This window comes from Mesobacillus sp. MER 48 (genome assembly GCF_023714225.1).
GTDB classification, from domain to species: Bacteria; Bacillota; Bacilli; order Bacillales; family Cytobacillaceae; genus Mesobacillus; species Mesobacillus oceanisediminis_A.
The window spans coordinates 1-1,662 of the sequence record NZ_JAMAUR010000023.1; the positions used below are offsets into that span (position 1 = coordinate 1).

The window sequence follows — 1,662 nt, forward strand, 5'->3', positions numbered from 1 at the left end:
TTTATCTCGCTAGAGGCTTTTCTTGGCAGTGTGGAATCAGGAACTTCGGTACTATATTTCCCTCGCTGTCACAGCTCAGCCTTCACGCAAGCGGGATTTGCCTCACTTGCAGCCTAACTGCTTAGACGCGCATATCCAACAGCGCGCTTACCCTATCCTCCTGCGTCCCCCCGTCGCTCAAACGATAAAGAGGTGGTACAGGAATATCAACCTGTTGTCCATCGCCTACGCCTTTCGGCCTCGGCTTAGGTCCCGACTAACCCTGAGAGGACGAGCCTTCCTCAGGAAACCTTAGGCATTCGGTGGATGGGATTCTCACCCATCTTTCGCTACTCATACCGGCATTCTCACTTCTAAGCGCTCCACCAGTCCTTACGGTCTGACTTCAACGCCCTTAGAACGCTCTCCTACCACTGACATCTAAGATGTCAATCCACAGCTTCGGTGATACGTTTAGCCCCGGTACATTTTCGGCGCAGAGTCACTCGACCAGTGAGCTATTACGCACTCTTTAAATGGTGGCTGCTTCTAAGCCAACATCCTGGTTGTCTAAGCAACTCCACATCCTTTTCCACTTAACGTATACTTTGGGACCTTAGCTGGTGGTCTGGGCTGTTTCCCTTTTGACTACGGATCTTATCACTCGCAGTCTGACTCCCACGGATAAGTCTTTGGCATTCGGAGTTTGTCTGAATTCGGTAACCCGATGAGGGCCCCTAGTCCAAACAGTGCTCTACCTCCAAGACTCTTACAACGTGAGGCTAGCCCTAAAGCTATTTCGGAGAGAACCAGCTATCTCCAAGTTCGATTGGAATTTCTCCGCTACCCACACCTCATCCCCGCACTTTTCAACGTGCGTGGGTTCGGGCCTCCAGTTGGTGTTACCCAACCTTCACCCTGGACATGGGTAGATCACCTGGTTTCGGGTCTACGACCACATACTCATTCGCCCTATTCAGACTCGCTTTCGCTGCGGCTCCGTCTTCTCAACTTAACCTTGCATGTAATCGTAACTCGCCGGTTCATTCTACAAAAGGCACGCCATCACCCATGAACGGGCTCTGACTACTTGTAGGCACACGGTTTCAGGATCTCTTTCACTCCCCTTCCGGGGTGCTTTTCACCTTTCCCTCACGGTACTGGTTCACTATCGGTCACTAGGGAGTATTTAGCCTTGGGAGATGGTCCTCCCAGCTTCCGACGGGATTTCTCGTGTCCCGCCGTACTCAGGATCCACTCAGGAGGGAACGAAGTTTCAACTACAGGGTTTTTACCTTCTCTGACGGGCCTTTCCAGACCACTTCATCTACCCCGTTCCTTTGTAACTCCATGTAGAGTGTCCTACAACCCCAAGAGGCAAGCCTCTTGGTTTGGGCTATGTCCCGTTTCGCTCGCCGCTACTCAGGGAATCGCGTTTGCTTTCTCTTCCTCCGGGTACTTAGATGTTTCAGTTCCCCGGGTCTGCCTTCAATACCCTATGTATTCAGGTAAAGATACTGTTCCATTACGAACAGTGGGTTTCCCCATTCGGAAATCTCCGGATCAAAGCTTACTTACAGCTCCCCGAAGCATATCGGTGTTAGTCCCGTCCTTCATCGGCTCCTAGTGCCAAGGCATCCACCGTGCGCCCTTTCTAACTTAACCTAAAAGGTCATTTCTCTA

Annotated in this window: 1 rRNA gene; it reads right to left on the minus strand. The window is 51.4% G+C overall.

What is annotated here, in order from left to right:
• Positions 1–1,644 (minus strand): 23S ribosomal RNA (locus M3593_RS23635); the annotation flags it as partial.
• Between the last annotated feature and the right edge of the window lie 18 nt (positions 1,645–1,662).